Below are 16,523 nucleotides of genomic sequence, written 5' to 3'. Positions count from 1 at the left end.
GCCTCTAAAAAGGTTAATGGCCATTAATTAGGTTGATGACTCTCCCACGCCACTAACAAGGACAGGCGTCATGCATTTCACAGATATATTTGTTAAACGCCCCGTGTTGGCCATTGTGGTCAGCTTGGTGATCTTTCTACTGGGCTTGCGCGCGGCACAGGATTTGACCGTGCGTGAATACCCTGAGATTCAAAATGCGCGGATCAGTATCTCGGTGGTTTATCCGGGGGCAGACCCAGAACTTGTCGAAGGTTTTATCACCACGCCGCTGGAGCGTGAGATAGCGTCAGCAGATGGTATTGATTTTCTTACCTCCAATTCCGCTCAGGGATTGTCGAGCATCTCGGCGAACCTGAAAATTGATAAGGACCCCAATGAGGCGCTGACCGAAATATCCGCAAAAGTGAACAAGCTGCGCAGCCAGCTACCGGAAGGCAGTGAGGACCCTGTTATTCAGTTAGCGGGTGCCGGTGACAACGCGGCGATGTACCTGTCGTTTTATTCCAAGACGCTGAGCAAAGCGCAAATTACGGATTATGTGGCACGGGTTGTTGAACCGGAGTTATCTGCTCTTAGCGGTGTAGAGCGCGCGGTGATACTCGGTGGCAGGAATTACGCCATGCGGATCTGGTTTGACCCGGAACGTCTCGCGGCGCACAACATGACAGCGGGCGAGGCCTTTTCAGCAGTTAAGCGGCAAAACGTTCTATCAGCCGTGGGAGAAACGAAAGGGCAGTACGTTAAAGTCGGCATTTCTGCAGATACAGATTTGAGCACAGTAGAGGCATTTAGAGACCTCGTGCTGCGCAGTGAAGGAACGCAGCTAGTGCGCTTGCGCGATGTTGCCGATGTGGTGTTCGGCGATGAGAGCTACGACTATGTGGCGCACTGGGATGCCGAGCCAGGCCTGTTTATCGGTATTGAAGTGCGCCCGGATGCTAACTTGCTCGACGTCACTGCGGAGATCCGCGAAATGTGGCCGCGTATTCACCGCGCGTTGCCGGAGAGTATTGAGGCGAATATTTCCTATGACAGCACGGTTTATGTCAACGCGGCAATTAGCGATGTACAAGCAACACTGATCGAAGCGGTCATTATCGTTATTCTGGTTATCTTCTTGTTCCTAGGTTCACTGCGCAGCTCAATGATCCCGGCGGTGACGGTGCCGCTGTCGTTGGTTGGCGCCCTGTTTCTGATGTACTCGATGGGTTTCTCGATCAATCTGCTAACGCTATTGGCGATGGTCTTGGCGATCGGCATGGTGGTCGATGATGCGATTATTGTGCTGGAGAACATCCATCGGCACATTGAAGAGGGCATGGCGCCATCTGAGGCCGCATTGGTGGGCGCGCGCGAGCTTCTGGGGCCGGTGATTGCGATGACAATTACCCTGGTGGCGGTGTATGCGCCGATTGGTTTCTTAACCGGAATGACGGGCAAGCTGTTTACCGAGTTTGCCTTTACCCTGGCGGGCGCGGTATTGATTTCGGGCGTTATTGCACTGACGTTAACACCGATGATGTGCGCAAAAATACTGCAGTCGCACGATGAATCGGGTAGCAGTCGTCTGGAGCGTTTCCTGGATGAGAAGTTCGAATACTGGCGCCAGGGCTATAAACAACGACTCCACTCCGCGATGGATCAGGTCAATGTGATTGGCGTATTCGGTTTGATAGTGCTGGTATCGTGTTACTTTCTCTACCAGAGCAGTGATAACGAATTGGCGCCGGCCGAAGACCTGGGCTTTGCTGGTGTCATTGCCGAGGGCGACGGTTATGCATCGCCAGAGTACTTTACCAATGCCTTTTTGGCCGCTCAGAATTTGGCGTTGGAGCACTCCAATGTGGATCATACGTTTGCCTTCACTATCTCAGAAAGTGGTGAAAGCAATAAAGGCTTTATCGGCTTAATTGGCACCCCCTGGGACGCTCGGACCAAGACAATGGGGGATGTCGCTAACGACTTGAGTATGAGCATGGAGTCAGTGGCGCCGCTGCGCCTGGCGACATTCCAGCCGCCGCCGCTGCCAACTCCAGGGCAGGGCTATCCGGTGGAGTTTATTCTCAAGTCGACGGCTGAGCCGCAGCTGATGGCGGAAGTGGGCGATGAGCTGGTTAAACGTGCGATGGCCAGTAAGCGCTTTTTCTACGTGGCCTCGCAGTTAAATTTCGATCGCCCCGAGGCCGAAATTATCGTCGACAGAGATAAGGCCGGTCTACTCGGCGTTGACATGCAAAGCCTGAGCTTAGATCTGAGTGCGATGATGGCTGGTGCTGAGGTGAATCGTTTTTCGTATATGGGGCGCTCGTACAAAGTCATCGCCCAGGTTGAGCGGGAGGAGCGCCTGAATCCTCAGCAACTGACCGGGTACTACACGCGTGCGGCAAGCGGCGACCTGATTCCAATCTCCACACTCGTCGAGGTTGTGCAGCGAACCAAGCCAAGATCAATACCCCACGCCCAGCAATTAAATGCGAATACGATTATTGCGGTACCGCGCCCCGATGTTTCCCAGGGCGAAGCGCTGGCCTTGCTTGAAGGTATTGCCAACGACATTATGCCCGCCAACTTTCAACTGGACTACGCGGGTAGCTCTCGGCAGTTCAAGCAAGAGGGCGGAGCATTGGTGGGAACTTTTGCCTTTGCCCTGCTGATTATTTACCTCGTCTTGGCGGCGCAATTCGAGTCTTTCCGGGACCCGCTGATCATTCTGGTGACCGTGCCTATGTCGGTATGTGGCGCGTTGCTGTGCATTAATATTTTTGCACTGACTAACGGTATGCAGCTGACAACGTTCCCCGGTATGACCCTGAATATCTATACCCAGGTTGGCCTGGTCACCCTGATTGGGGTGATCTCCAAACACGGTATCTTGATGGTGGATTTTGCAAACCGGTTGCAGGAGCAGGGCGTTTCCAAGCGCGAAGCCATAGAAGAGGCCGCGTCGATTCGTTTGCGTCCTATTTTGATGACCACGGCGGCGCTGGTGATGGCGATGTTGCCACTGCTGGTTGCCAGTGGTGCAGGTGCGGCATCGCGTTTCTCGCTAGGTATGGTTATCGCCTCGGGAATGAGCATCGGCACGCTGTTTACCTTGTTCGTTGTGCCGGCCATGTACCACTACATAGGGCGAGACCACCGCGCCACGTCTTCCGCTGAGGGTGGCGTACTGGCCGAAGCGGGGCGCGACGGGTATGATCGCGCCTTAACTGAAAAAGAGGGTGTGTCGTGATCAAGCACAACAGCTATTTTGACGAAAAAGTTCAGTCATTGGGTTTTGAAGGCAAAACCCAGCCGGTCTCGGTGGGCGTTATGGAAGCCGGTGAATACCGCTTTGGCACCGAAGCGGCGGAGCGCATGCAAGTTATTACTGGCGCGCTGGTTGTATTGCTACCGGGTTCCAGCGATTGGCAGCGCTTTAGCGCCGGACAATCTTTCGATGTACCGGCCAACAGCGCGTTTGATTTGAAAGTGGAAGAGACCAGTGCCTACGCGTGTTTTTATGGCTAATCGCACTTGGTGCTATGTATGGCGTCCGGAGCGGCTTTCAAGTGCTCGAAAAGTGTTTGAAAGTGCTCCTGGACACTGTGAATATTTATATCCGCCAGCCCGCTAGATAAGCCAAACCACACGTACAAGCCATTTAGGTCTCGAAACATCATAGGCGGCAGATAATGCGGCGCTTCAATGATGCCTTCCTGGCAATAGGGGTAGAGATGGGGGACGTCCTCCAGGGACACCTTGCCTACAAACAGCATTGGTAGTATTTCCGGCACGTCGCTGAGGATCGCGCTGCGAATAAAGTTTACCGTTTCGACAAAGCCCCTGACGTAGCTCAAATCTTTGGTGAAACAGGCGCCGCCTTCCACCATTCCACCGCGGAATACCCGCTGGGCAATTTTGTAGCTTTCCTTGTTGCTGAGGCCCTGGCTAACAAAGTGCCGATATACATCGAGAAAGTCGCCCCCTTGTTCTGCGATATCGATAGCCACTACACGGTCGCTGATTTTCCGCGCGCGCCCGGGAAAAGAGCTAAACGTCAGTGTCTCGATAAGCACTGCTAAGCCCTCTTGGAGGGCAGTAATACGGGGAGAGCCGACGCTGAGCCAGCTGGCCCATGGCTGGCGGCGACCATTTAACGTGGTGCCGACATGCACCCAACCTTCGTGAACCTCCAAAACTTGTATATCGAGAAGGGAGAATTGCGCGTGGCGATTAATTTTGATGCAGTCGCCCCCGGCTGAGGCATCAGACACGATGCCATCTGTTTCCCGAACGGTGAAAGCGGTATCCGGAAAAAAGGGCTTGAGTCGTTGGGAGAGCATTTCCACTGCGCCAGCCGCATCGATGACCTTGGGGTAGGGGGATGCAAGATGGTGGGCAGCGGGAAGGGAAAAAATGCTGCACAAGCGCTTACCCATGTCGATAAGCGGCAGGCTGTCACCCCGCAGACGATCGCGTGCAGAGCCATAGAGCCGCCGGCTGGCGGTCAGGAATGCCTTTTGGCCACGGTGCTCCAGTAGGTCAACCACGCTGCGGTACTGTTCGGCGGTTTGCCAAAGAATTTGGCCGAGGGCGTCGCCGTGTCCCAGAGCGCTATCGAGCCGTTGTTGGAAGTTTTTCAGTTGTGCATCAATCTCTGCCGCGTTAAAACTGAGAGGGTTGTTGCGCAGGTAGTCTTCACGGCACACGGTTGGCAGCGCGTTGGCGCCGTTCTCAAAAAAACGTTTCTCCACATCATGGGGCCACTTGATCGCGTCGAGTATCAATATCGGCTTTTGAATGCGGATCAGCTCATCCGAGAGCGCGCGCAGCGCTGTTTTATAACTTGTGGCGTCTGATGTCATCACAGCCTCATTTTTGTAGCGTTAATATGCAGCGTAGACGACGTTTGCCAAAGCTTGCCATGTTGCTGAATTGTTCAAGTGATATTGGCACGCGGTGGTATTCAATCTCAGACTGCCAGTGGCCCTTGCTGCTGTCTAACGATTCGCCCCGACAGGTGTTGCTGTCGGGGTCATTGATATACACCGTATTTTCCTCTCCTCGGTACACATATACCCAGTGAGGCATGCGTTGGCGGTCGAGTGCCCACGTGCTGATCAGTGCGACAACGTGACGTTTTTCAATCAATAGCGACTGCAGGGCGGGTGTGTCGAGCTTATTGACCCGAATATCCGCCTTATAGTCCGTCAACTGCGCCATAAAATCGTCGTGAACCAGCTGCATAAGCTGGCGCTTGGAGGGCGAGCGAACGCTGTCGATGAAGGCGGGGGCCGTATCGCTAATAAAGAGCGTGGCGTTAAATTTTCGGCGCAGCGCCGCCAACATTAAGCCTTGTGGTGTGCAGCCACCGTGACCGCTACCCATATAGATGCTGGTGGCTTCCCGCCAGATTTGCAGCTCCTCGCGCCGGGAAAAGGGCGATGCCGGATCCAGGTCTCGCATGGCCATCATCAAGCTGGCGGGGCCGCAGGTAAAACCCGTGGTCTGCCGGTAGTAGTGGGGTGAGTGCGCGCCGCGCTGCGCGGGTGTTAGCAGTCGCTTTTCCATACGTACGGCATTGCAACCATCGGCGTAGTAGTCACTGACACGGCCAAAAGTGCGGTAGCCACGGCGGTTGTACAGGGAAATTGCGGCGGCATTGTCCTCTCTGACTTCAAGGCGAAGGAAAACGCTTTGCCTGTCGCGGGCGAGTTGTTCTGCTGCGTCGAGTAATAACATCGCGACGCCTTTACCGCGTTGGTCGGGGGCGACGGCGAGTGAGTAAAGCCGGGACAGCAGGGTGCCACGGCGAAACAGTAGCAATGCATAGCCCAGCAGTTTGTCAGCTTCACGACAGACGAGCAATTGGTGGGCGCCGTGGCGGATAAACGCTTTAAAGCTGCGCTGGGAGATCCGGTCACTACTAAAGCAGTGTCGTTCCAGCTCAACCAGTGCCGGCAAATCTATGGGGCTAGCGGGGCGAATACACGGCGACATGGGGCAGACTCGACAAATACCGCAGATGGCGGCGCATGTGCGGATCATACTGCGCATTATTTGCCGTCTACAACATAAAATAGTGCTTGTTTCGCTGTTGCACTGGTCGCAGAATGCCGCAGCTTTTGCCACCGCATAGACGGTCGCTGATCCCGCATGGGGAGAGCATTTTGGGAGCATGGAGCCGATGTCCCGTTTAGTTATTGTTGTCGATGATGTGCGCGACTGGGGGCCTTATTATCCCAGCCATTCGGTCATCAGTTTTGATGATTATCTTTGTCTTGGAACGACTCGCGAGCGCGTCAGGGTCGTTAATCTGTGCCGGAACTACCGCTATCTCGGTAGCGGCTACTATTGCTCGCTGTTGGCTGAAGCCCGCGGGCATCATGTTATTCCCTCGCTGAAAACCCTGACTGAATTGTCGGCAAAGCCGCTGTCGTCTATTCAGTGGCAGGGCATGTCGCCGAGGCTTGCTGAGCTTGCACCGGGGCAGCCGGGCGAGGTGAAACAGTTGCGATGCTGGTTCGGCGAGACTTTGGAGCCAGAATATGCCGACCTTGCGCGCTCGGCATTCCAACATTTTCCCTGCCCGATTCTTGAGCTGCGCATGGTGTATCGCCAGGGCTGGCGTATGGATAAATTACAGGCCGCGTCGCTGCGGGCCTTGTCGTCGAGCACTGAGCAAGACAGCTTCGCGGCGTGCTTTGAGCGCTTTAGTCAAAAACTATGGCGGCCGGCACCCGCGCAAAAGCGTTTCCGCTATGACCTGGCGATTCTGGTCGATACCGAGGAGGCGATGCCGCCTAGCGACGGCGCCGCCCTGCGGAAATTTATCCGCGTCGCGGAAAAATACGGTATCTGTGCGGAGCTGATTGGAAGAGCGGATTATTCGCGGCTGGCAGAGTACGACGGTTTGTTTATCCGCACGACAACGTCGGTAGCGAACATCAGTTACCGCTTTGCCAAACGCGCGGAAGCGGAAGGCCTGGTGGTTATCGATGACTCCCAGTCGATCTTACGGTGCACAAACAAAATCTATCTTGCTGATTTACTAAGGCGGAATGCGGTTGCTGTGCCGAAGACGGAGTATTTGCGAAGTGGGAGTGAGTCGGAAGCGCGGCGTCTGATAGATTCACTTGGCCTACCCCTGGTGTTAAAGGTGCCCGATGGGGCGTTCTCTAAAGGGGTGGTTAAAGTCGACAGCCTGGCAGTGCTGTGTGCGGAAGCGCAGCGGCTACTGGATAAGTCGGCGTTGCTTCTTGCGCAGGAGTTTATGTATACCGAATACGATTGGCGTATTGGAGTATTGGACGGCCAACCGTTATTTGCTTGTCGTTATTACATGGTGAAAAAACACTGGCAGATTTACCGTCACGGCAAGCGAAGCCAGTCAGGTGGATTTGATGCGGTGCCGATCAGTGATGTCCCAGCCGACGTATTGCGTGCAGCGGTCAGTGCCTGTCAGCTTATCGGCAACAGTTTTTATGGTGTGGATATCAAACAGCAGGGAAGTCGGGTGGTGGTCATTGAGGTCAATGATAATCCCAGCATAGACAGCGGGGTAGAGGATAAGCTACTAGGCGACTCGCTTTACGCGGCAGTTATTGAGGTGTTTTTACGGCGAATGGAAAGGCGAGGGCTTGCGGCGACTAAGTAGTGATAAGGGCATCTCTCGATGCCCTTTTTGCTTCGCGCCCTAGTAGCCGCACAATGAGGCATAGCGGTCGCGATGGAAGCCGCTGTGCCCCAATAGTTGAGTCGCTACGCGAGAGCGTTTTAGGAAAAAGCCAATTTCGAGTTCGTCCGTCACACCGATGCCACCGTGCATCTGTACAGCCTCGTTTGTTACCAGCTCGAAAACGTCATTCATACGCGCTTTGGCTAAGCTGGCAAGCTGAGGCAAGTCCGCACGCTTATCATCAATAGCCGAGAAGGCATCAAAGAGCACCGATTTTGCCAATTCAAGCTCGATATACATCAGCGATGCGCGATGCTGCAGGGCTTGAAAACTACCAATTTTTACGCCGAACTGGTCACGCTCTTTTAAATATTCCACGGTGCGCTCAAAGCATTCGAGCGCGCCACCGAGCATCTCTGCTGCCAGGCAAACGCGGCCGCGATCAAGTACCGCTTCGAGAACTGGCCAGGCCTGGCCCAGCTCGCCGATAAGCGCATCGGCTGAGACGTCCACGTTATCGAAACTGAGGGCAGCAGCGCCGCGGCTATCGACCATTTTACGGCGCTGACGAGTTAGCCCGTTGGCATCGCCGTCTACGAGAAACAGGCTCAAGCCATCAGCGCTACCTGCTGTTCCGCTGGTGCGCGCAACCACGACCAGCTTATCTGCACTGTGCCCGTCGACAACGAAACTTTTATTGCCATTCAGGCGGAAACCGCCGTCGTGGGCTTCTGCGGCCATTGCGGTATCGAGTGGTGCGTGGTGGTGCCCCTCTTCGAGGGCGAGAGCGAGGGTGAGCTCGCCGCTGGCAACCTTGGGAAGCAACGAGGATTTTTGCTCTTCATTGCCGCCCAGCAGAATTGCCGACGCGCCGAGCACAACGGTGCTCAGCAGGGGGGATGCGGCCAGCGTACGGCCACTTTCTTCGATGATTGCGCCCAGGCCCATAAAGCCAAAATCTAGGCCATCGTACTCCTCGGGTAGGACAATGCTGGCCCAGCCGAGTTCACACATTTGCTGCCATTGTTGCTGGGAGTAGCCGGTTGGGTCGTCACTGTCGCGCAACGTGCGCAGCGCTTCTACCGGCATATTTTCGCTCAAAAAATCCTTGGCGGTGTCCTTGAGCAGGCGTTGTTCTTCATTAAGTACCAGTGCCATGTTGGGCTCCCTTAATTACTGCTGAGGCAAGCCAAGGACACGCTTGGCAATAATATTGAGTTGCACTTCTGATGTGCCACCGGCAATAGAGAGTGCTTTTGAGAACAGCCAGCCGCGTGTCGTCAGCTTTTCGTCTTCGTTAAAGCCGTCGCCGTCCCAACCGAGCGCCTGGTGACCTAGCAGCGCGAGTAACAGTTCTTCTTTGCGCTTACCTTCTTCCGTACCCACGTACTTCATAATGAGCGGTACGTTGCTGTCTGCCTGGCCGCTCATACGCTCTTCAAAGGTGCGGAAATGTGTCAGGCCAATGGCGCGATAAGCCATTTCATGGCGCACCAACTGGTCGCGTAGCGCCGCATCTTTGAGCTTGCCGTTTCCATCTGTGCCGACATATTCCAGTGCCGCTTGAACGGGGCCAAAGCTGGGGCCAGGGGTATCGCCACCGATTTCTGACATCAGCTTGCGTTCATGCTTGAGCAGTGCTTTGGCAACCGACCAGCCTTTGTTCAGTTCGCCAATCAAATTGGCCTTGGGCACTTTCACATTGTCAAAGAAGGTTTGGCAAAACTCTGATTCGCCGCTGATCAACTCAATTGGTGTTGTGGTTACACCGGGATCATCCATGTCGATGAGTAGGAAGCTGATGCCTTCTTGTTTTTTTGCGTCTGGGTCTGTGCGGACCAAGCAGAAGATCCAGTCTGCTTTGTCGGCATTGGTCGTCCAGATTTTTGAGCCGTTGACCAAAAAATGGTCGCCCATATCTTCGGCGCGGGTTTGCAGGCTGGCCAAATCGGAGCCAGCACCGGGTTCTGAGTAGCCCTGGCACCAACGCACGTCACCGCGCGCGATTTTGGGAATGTGCTCCTGCTTTTGCTCGTCGTTACCAAACTCAAGTACGGCGGGCCCAAGCATCCAAATGCCAAGGTCAAAAAGTGGGGTGCGGCAACCCAGCGCCTTCATTTCTTCTTTCAGTACTTTGGCTTGGCGCTCATCGAGCCCGCCACCGCCTAATTCGCTGGGCCATTCGGGTACTGTCCAGCCTTTGTCGCGCATGCGCTCAAACCACAGCTTTGCATCGTCGCTGGGGAACTGTTTGTTTTTGCCCGCCCACACTTGTTCTTCACGGGTGATTGGCAGGCGCTGTGAGGCAGGGCAATTGTCCTCCAGCCACTGTCTGACTTCGAGGCGGAATTGGTCGAGATCGGCCACGTCGCTCTCCTATTTTATTGGAAATATGGCAGTGCCGCGGCAGCCGTGCCGGGCGGTTTCAATGGTTGCTCAGCTTAGCGAAAGGCAGGCGCAAGGCAAGAGCCAAACGCGTCATGCCGACTGACATATTGGGTCACTAATTTTATTTGCTTCTCCTACTTTTGGGTGTTTACGCCAACGCGACAGTTGCCGATCCTTGTCGGTTAGCCGTTGGCGCAGCGATACTGCGCGGCGAGTTCATTGAAAATAATTAGGAATCGCTATGACTCGATTTGAGAACAAGGTGGTAATGGTGACAGGTGCGGCATCGGGGATTGGCCGCGCGGCAGCCCTGAGGGTGGCATCAGAAGGCGGGAAGGTCTTTTGTACAGATATTAACGAAGAAGCCTTGCACGAACTGGTCGCCGAAATTCAGCAGCAGGGCGGGGAGGCCATCGCACAGCGGTTTGATATTTCCGCCGAGGGCGCCGCCGAGGACTGCCTCGCCAGTTTAATCGCGCAATGGGGAAGGCTGGATGCACTGGTTAATATGGCCGGTATTTTGCGTTTTTGTAATGCCCACGAGACGCCGCTGGAGGTGTGGCAGAAGATCATCGCGGTAAATCTGACCGGGACCTTTATGCTGTGCAAAGCGGTATTGCCTGAGTTGCTCAAAACGAAGGGGGCGATTGTGAATGCCGCCTCAACGGCGTCGCTGCAGGGGCTGCCTTGGGGCGTTGCCTACGGTGCGAGCAAAGGCGGCGTGCTGGCGATGACCCGCAGTATTGCTGTGGAGTATGCAAAGCGCGGCGTCAGGGCGAACTGTGTGTGCCCGGGTGACATTAACACCGGGATGGTGGAAGGCCTGAGCTTCCCCGAGGATGCCGACTTTGACCTCCTGAACCGAATTACCTCGCTGAGTGGCGCGAAGGGGCCGGAAGTGGTGGCTGGCGCTATCGCATTGTTGGCCAGTGACGACGGTATTCATATTACCGGTGAAGAAATACGGGTAGATGGCGGTATTCTTGCGTGATTTTGCCGACAAATCGCCTTGTGTGGTGGGCCGCTGCTGTTTAGTCTTGCTGCGTTTAGTAGATGACTTCAGCGGAGTGACGTATGGCGACCTACCTTCTTGCCATTGATCAAGGGACGACCAGTTCCCGGGCTATTGTTTTTGATAATCGTGGCAAGATCTGCGGTGTTGGGCAGCAAGAGTTTACCCAACATTATCCCAAGGATGGCTGGGTAGAGCACGATCCCGAGGAAATCTGGCAAACCACGCTGGCCAGCTGTAAAGCGGCGATCACCGCAGCGGCAATCACGGCTGATCAAATTGCCGGTATTGGTATTACTAATCAGCGCGAAACGACGCTGGTATGGGATCGAAAAACGGGTGAACCCGTTTATCCAGCAATCGTTTGGCAGGACCGGCGAACCGCCGACTGGATTTCTCAGCTTAAGGAGCAGGGCCTAGAGGGAACTGTGAACAAGCGCACAGGCTTGCTGTTAGACCCTTATTTTTCTGGCAGTAAGCTTGCCTGGATACTTGATAATGTTCCGGGGACGCGCCAGCGTGCCGACGCTGGCGAACTCGCCTTTGGCACGGTTGACTGCTATCTGCTGTGGCGTCTGACCGGTGGGCGAGAGCACGCAACCGATGCCAGCAATGCCTCGCGGACCCTGCTGTTTAATATCCACCGTCAGTGCTGGGATGAAGACCTTCTGGAAATGTTCAATATTCCAGCGTCGCTGTTGCCTGCGGTGAAAAACAGCTGTGACGACTTTGGTGTTGCCGATGCCTCACTGCTCGGTGCTGAACTTCCCATTGCGGCGTTGATCGGTGATCAACAGGCCGCGACCGTGGGGCAGGCTTGCTTTAAACCGGGTATGGCAAAAAGCACCTATGGTACGGGGTGCTTTGTCATGCTCAATACAGGCAACCGCGCATTAACCTCGACAAACCGCCTGCTGACGACGGTGGCATACCGCATTAACAATGAAGTTTGCTACGCCCTCGAAGGCAGTATATTTATGGCTGGCGCGGCAGTGCAGTGGTTGCGCGACGGCCTGAAATTAATCGGTTCGGCAGCTGAAACCCAGGCGCTTGCTGAGAGCGTTGACAGCGCGAATGGCGTGTTTATGGTGCCGGCATTTACCGGGCTGGGCGCACCGTATTGGGACCCCGATGCACGCGGGGCTATTCTCGGACTGACCAGGGACACGGGTATTGCTCATATTGCCAGAGCGACGCTCGAGTCCGTCTGCTATCAAACGCGCGACTTACTTGAGGCAATGGCAGGCGACGGCGCCGATATTCAGCACCTGCGTGTGGATGGCGGCATGGTTGTGAATGATTGGTTGGTGCAGCGCTTATCCGATACCTTGGCCTGTCATTGCCAGCGCCCTGCCGTGACAGAGACAACCGCCCTCGGCGCGGCATACCTGGCTGGCTTACAGCTAGGCTTGTACGCCTCATTGGATGAAATTGCGGATATGTGGCGCGAGGAACGCAGCTTTATGCCGGCCATGAGCGAGATCGACCGAGAGACTCGTTATCACGGTTGGAAGAAAGCCGTCGCTCGGGTTCGCAGTTAAACGCGGATACTCAGATCCAAGGCGCTTATCGGCACAGGGCGGCTGATGTAGTAGCCTTGGATGTAATCCACTTGCATGCTGCTTAACACGTCCATGGCGGCTTTTTCTTCAACGCCCTCAGCGATGACTTTCTTACCGAGGCTGTGGCTCATTTCGATGATGGACCGTACCAGCGCCTGATCGTTTTCCCGCTCATGGATAAACCGAATAAACGCCTGATCAATTTTGATGTAGTCCACCGGCAACTCCCTTACATATTCGAACGAGGTGAAGCCGACCCCGAAGTCGTCCAGAGCGATTTGTGCACCGCTCGACTTGATCTGCTCGAGCAGGGTGCGAGCATTGTCGATGTTTTCCAGTGCATCAGTCTCAACGAGCTCGAAAATCACGGCATCAGGTGTGACGCCTGTGTCATCAATAATTTGCGTGAGCCGCTCTGAAAAGTCGGGCTGTTCCAGCGTTGGCGCCGTTATATTGATGCTCAGTTGAATACTTACCCCCGCTTGTTGCCACGCTGCCAGCTGGCGCAGGGCTTTCTCGATAACCAAGTAGTCGATTTGTGGCATCAAGCCTGACTCAGTAGCAATGCCCAGGAATTTCGCAGGGGCGATAAAGCTGCCTTCGTCATCGAGCATTCTGACTAAGCTCTCACAATGACTAATGCGCTGGCTTTTGAGATCGATGATCGGCTGGTAAAAAAGGACGAGGCGGTTATTGTTCAGTGCTTGTACAAGCTGCTCTTTCAGTAAGTATTTTTCCTGCCGGTTTTCACGGCTGTCCTCTTCATCAGCATAGTAGACATGACCCTTGGCCTTATTTTTCATTCTTTGCATCAAGGACGTGGCATTGGAGAGTAATTCGTCCACAGTGCAGGCATCGCGTTCGTACTTGTCGACGATGACCGTCGCGTTAATAGACTCGGTATGATTGCCGAGGGTTATTTCATAGCGACTGATGGCGTCGAGCTGCTGCGATGATGCAGGAGGCTGGGAGGCAAGCAATACACAGTACTCCCCCGAACCGGTGCGCGCGAGCAAGCAGGAGTGATCTAAGGTCTGACTAATATGGTTAGCAAATTTGCGCAGCAGGTCATCACCGCAGTCGAAGCCGAAGCGGTCGTTGAACTCGGAGAAGTTGTCGATATCGACCATGATCAGGCTTATGGCTTGCTCGTCCTCAAGCAGGTGAATTCGACGATCGGCTTCTTCAATAAAGGTACTTCGATTGAGCAGTCCGGTGACTCGGTCGTGTTCGCCTAACCAGCGCAGGCTTTCCTCGGCACGTCGTGTTTCGGTAATGTCTACGCCTAGCGACAGGATCAGCTTTGTACTGTCTAACTCAACAATTGAGTGAGTCCAAAGGAAGTCGTGAATTTGCCCATCAGCCGCGAGGAAGGGCAGTTCATTTTGAAATTTCCGCTGATTTTTATCGGCCATATTTCGCAGCGAATTGCTGAGCGTGACATCGCGCTCCGGGTCGCGAACCCACTGATTGATATTGGCATTGACGGGTAGGTTGCTGTTTAAACCGCTGAGCATGCGTCCCATCGCGTTGATGTTCTGAATCGTGCCATCTAAGCGGTGTGTAACGACGACCATCGGCGAGTTTTCCAGCAGCATTTCATTAAACTGCTTGGCTTCTGTTAGGGCGTGAACCTTGTCTTGAAGTTCACACTGGTGGCGGGCGATATCCTTGTTGAGCAGTTCCAGCGCATCGGTTACCTGTTCCGCCGTGTCGTGTAGAAGGTCAATTTCGTCGGCATAGTGGCTGTGTCGCGGGACGGTGCTCAGGGCCTGGCGTGCCTCGTCAAATCGCGAAACAGATAGAAGAGGCAGGGTTTCAGTAATCGTATTGAGCTTGCTCAGCGGAGGCCGCAGCGTTAAGTAGACGACGAGAATAACGAGTACCGACGTAGAGAGGGCGGCAATGAGTATCTCGCGCAGCGTTTCCCTCGCCAGAGAGGAAATATTTGATTCGTCAGAGATAATGGCCAGATGCAGGTTGCTTCTCGGCATTTCAAAGTAGCGTGCCCCAAGGTAGGCTCCATTTGTCGACCCAAAGAATGTGCCGTTCGAGAGGAGGGTAGAGCCGCTCGTTGCCAGTATGCCCGCCAACATCTGGGCGCTTTTGTTGCCGTGACTTGAGAGTAGTGTTTGTTGGGCTACATCGCCGCTCTTTGCCGATGAGAAAATAACCAGTTCTGCGCCAGTAATATCGAAAAAATCTTCAACCAACAGCGATGCTGAGCGATTGATGTTTACAATTAATTCGTTGCCATCATCGTTTATTAGTGGAATAAAAACGCTTTGCGTACAGGTCGGGTTGCAGATTATCGAGGCGTGCGGTCGCTGGTTCTCAGTGATACTCGCTACTGCAAGCTGAATGTCTTGCTCGTTGGGCTGGGTACGTGTGCCTTCAAGGTGTGCCGAAGCTAAAATGATCCCCTTTGTCGATATGAATACCACGGAGTCGATGCCCGACATCAACGACGGCGGGGGTACGTTATTGTTGCTAATCGCTTCGATACTGGGGAACTGGTAGTGATCGGCGCTGCGAAATAGCTCGCGGCTTGAGCGGTCTACAAGGGTTTTAAAGGTGGATTCCAGCCGCTCCAAGCGCTTGTGCACACCGGCTTCATAATCGTTTAGCGTGGTGTAGTAGGTGAGAGCCCCCCGGCCAAACATGATCAGCGTGATCATAACGAAAATGATGGCGCACAGTTTTTGGAATAGGCTCAGTCCCCTCACAGTCTCTCGCAGTTGCGCGGATTGCGGCAGCTCTAAGTTCATTAGAAGCGGTAACCGACCATAACCGCGAGTATCTCGGTTCGCTCACGGGTACCATTTGGGTTGTCTATGTCGGGAATTCCTCCAGTGCCGCGCATGCCCAACAGGTCTGCAGCGATAGTCCAGTTTCGCGATGGAGACCATTTAGTGCCGACGACGAGGTGTTGTGTATCCGTCGCGTTGCGGTTGTCTCGGTCGTTCGCGCTGTACTCGATGCGGCTATATAAGCTAATTTTTGGTGATAGTCGGTATTCAGTTTGTAAGTAGGTCGCCTCAATGTCGTTCTTGGCGTTCCCGAGCAAACCGGCTTCATATTTGATCGTCGTCAAGCTGTATTCGGCGGTAAACGACCAATCCCGCAGATTGTGTTGTGCTGATAATACATAGCCACTGGCATAGAGATTGATGCCGTCAGCGCCCAAGAAGTTGGTGTCGAAATCGAGGCCAACGTTATACATTGAGATCGCAAGTCGACTGCGTCCGCCAGACATAGAGTGAGAAAGCTGAGCAAATACCGGATGGTTAAGGTTGCCTCGAGCGATAATTTGTGAAGTGGAGGTGCCGAGCAAGTTTTGGATAACGTCTTTCGACAAACGCTTGTTTCTTCCCGCGGTCAGTGAAAAGCTGGTTGTAGAGTTTTCGTCGTCCCAATAACTATATAACTGTGCCCCGTCAGATGAAAATAATAGCTCTCTCAGGCCGTTGCCCTCGTAGTAGATCGCCTGAGGCATGAGAACGCCGGGCCGTGTAAATAAAACATCCCTCGTTTCATTGTAAAAGCCGTAGGCATTGCGAACGCGCCCAACACGGATACCCAGTCCCGTGACATCATTTTCTATTGCTTTATAGTCAGCAAAAAGAAAGTCCACGCGCAGGCTGCCGTTGTCGGTGGCGCCGGCATCTCTGCTAAGTAATTGCCCGGCAAAATTTAGAGAGTTATTCAGCCGCCAATTTGCGTTTACACCAATCTCTCTGAGTTCCGCAGAGCCGCGCTGGCTATCGCCATAAAAGTTATTGCCATCACTGAGTAAGTAGCCCTGTGAGGCGAAGCCGTGGATTTGCCCATTTGGTATTCCCAGCGCCTGTACTGCTGAGGAAACAAAGATGAATAGTATGATGGACGTAAATTTTTTCAT

Annotated in this window: 11 protein-coding genes; 5 read left to right on the top strand and 6 right to left on the bottom strand. The window is 54.2% G+C overall.

The window, feature by feature from the left end; genetic code table 11:
* The first annotated feature begins 70 nt into the window (after positions 1-70).
* Positions 71-3,232, top strand: a complete 3,162-nt coding sequence (locus tag HNR64_RS05925) for an efflux RND transporter permease subunit (protein WP_204995617.1) — start codon at positions 71-73, stop codon at positions 3,230-3,232.
* Positions 3,229-3,510: a pyrimidine/purine nucleoside phosphorylase gene (ppnP, locus tag HNR64_RS05920; protein ID WP_204995616.1), complete on the top strand. Its 282-nt coding sequence runs from the start codon at positions 3,229-3,231 to the stop codon at positions 3,508-3,510. The genes HNR64_RS05925 and ppnP overlap by 4 nt, the downstream gene beginning before the upstream one ends.
* Here the strand turns inward: ppnP and HNR64_RS05915 are convergent.
* Complete coding sequence (locus tag HNR64_RS05915; RefSeq protein WP_204995615.1) at positions 3,507-4,847, bottom strand: flavohemoglobin expression-modulating QEGLA motif protein; 1,341 nt, start codon at positions 4,845-4,847, stop codon at positions 3,507-3,509. The genes ppnP and HNR64_RS05915 overlap by 4 nt on opposite strands.
* Before the next feature lie 7 nt (positions 4,848-4,854).
* The gene (locus tag HNR64_RS05910) at positions 4,855-5,982 is read right to left on the bottom strand and encodes a GNAT family N-acetyltransferase/peptidase C39 family protein (protein ID WP_204995614.1); all 1,128 of its coding nucleotides are present in this window, start codon (positions 5,980-5,982) and stop codon (positions 4,855-4,857) included.
* 187 nt (positions 5,983-6,169) lie between these two features.
* On the opposite strand from HNR64_RS05910, the gene HNR64_RS05905 reads away from it, so the two are divergent.
* On the top strand, positions 6,170-7,639 hold the full coding sequence (locus tag HNR64_RS05905; protein WP_204995613.1) for a RimK family protein: 1,470 nt from the start codon (positions 6,170-6,172) through the stop codon (positions 7,637-7,639).
* A 39-nt stretch (positions 7,640-7,678) separates the two neighbouring features.
* Here the strand turns inward: HNR64_RS05905 and HNR64_RS05900 are convergent, their stop codons facing one another.
* Positions 7,679-8,818, bottom strand: a complete 1,140-nt coding sequence (locus HNR64_RS05900; protein ID WP_204995612.1) for an acyl-CoA dehydrogenase family protein — start codon at positions 8,816-8,818, stop codon at positions 7,679-7,681.
* 15 nt (positions 8,819-8,833) lie between these two features.
* On the bottom strand, positions 8,834-10,027 hold the full coding sequence (locus HNR64_RS05895) for an acyl-CoA dehydrogenase family protein (RefSeq protein WP_204995611.1): 1,194 nt from the start codon (positions 10,025-10,027) through the stop codon (positions 8,834-8,836).
* A gap of 262 nt (positions 10,028-10,289) precedes the next feature.
* Between HNR64_RS05895 and HNR64_RS05890 the strand changes: the two genes are divergently transcribed.
* Entirely contained in the window at positions 10,290-11,039 is a 750-nt protein-coding gene (locus tag HNR64_RS05890) for an SDR family NAD(P)-dependent oxidoreductase (RefSeq protein ID WP_204995610.1), read from the top strand.
* An 83-nt stretch (positions 11,040-11,122) separates the two neighbouring features.
* Positions 11,123-12,601, top strand: a complete 1,479-nt coding sequence (glpK, locus tag HNR64_RS05885) for a glycerol kinase GlpK (protein WP_204995609.1) — start codon at positions 11,123-11,125, stop codon at positions 12,599-12,601.
* Here the strand turns inward: glpK and HNR64_RS05880 are convergent.
* Complete coding sequence (locus tag HNR64_RS05880; protein WP_204995608.1) at positions 12,598-15,390, bottom strand: putative bifunctional diguanylate cyclase/phosphodiesterase; 2,793 nt, start codon at positions 15,388-15,390, stop codon at positions 12,598-12,600. The genes glpK and HNR64_RS05880 overlap by 4 nt on opposite strands.
* Positions 15,390-16,523 (bottom strand): hypothetical protein, encoded by a 1,134-nt coding sequence (locus tag HNR64_RS05875; RefSeq protein ID WP_204995607.1) that lies wholly within the window; start codon positions 16,521-16,523, stop codon positions 15,390-15,392. Before HNR64_RS05875 ends, HNR64_RS05880 begins: the two co-directional genes overlap by 1 nt.

Source organism: Spongiibacter marinus (assembly GCF_016906995.1).
Taxonomy (GTDB): Bacteria; Pseudomonadota; Gammaproteobacteria; order Pseudomonadales; family Spongiibacteraceae; genus Spongiibacter; species Spongiibacter marinus.
The sequence above is the reverse complement of the archived record's forward strand: the minus strand, read 5'-3'. Positions and strand labels throughout refer to the sequence as shown.